The organism is Salinifilum aidingensis, from assembly GCF_054782015.1.
Window position 1 is genome coordinate 1 of record NZ_BAAGTH010000056.1, and the last position, 533, is coordinate 533.

Here is a 533-nt window from a genome sequence, read left to right on the forward strand (position 1 = left end):
GGTGGTTCCCTCTAGATCTTCCCAGGTGCCAGCTGCAGGAGTCGGGCCCAGGACTGGTGAAGCCGTCGGAGACCCTGTCTCTCAGCTGCACTGTCTCTGGTGACTCCATGAGCACTAGTCACTTCTACTGGGGCTGGGTCCGCCAGTCCCCAGGGAGGGGGCTAGAGTGGCTTGGGAGCATTTATCAGAATGGGGACACCTCCGCCAATCTCTCCCTCAAGAGTCGAGTCGCCATCTCCGTGGACCCGTCCAAGAGTCTGTTCTCCCTCCACCTGACGTCTGTGACCGCCGCAGATACATCTCTTTATTACTGTGCGAGACACGTTGCAAACAACCGCGCATGGCGCCCCATGTACTTTGACGTCTGGGGCCGGGGACTTCTGGTCACCGTCGCCTCAGCATCCACCAAGGGCCCATCCGTCACTAGTGGCCAGGCCGGCCAGGAAGTCGGAGGCCAAGCGGTCTTAGGAAGACAAACCTAATAGACAACTCCTTGGCTCACAGAACGACATGGCTACGATCCGACTTCGCTG

1 protein-coding gene is annotated in these 533 nt (G+C 59.3%); it reads left to right on the forward strand.

What is annotated here, in order from left to right; translation table 11 throughout:
- Positions 1 to 56 precede the first annotated feature (56 nt).
- A complete protein-coding gene (locus tag ACYVJE_RS23105; protein ID WP_461146140.1) occupies positions 57 to 482 on the forward strand; it encodes an immunoglobulin domain-containing family protein in 426 nt (141 codons plus the stop codon).
- Positions 483 to 533 lie beyond the last annotated feature (51 nt).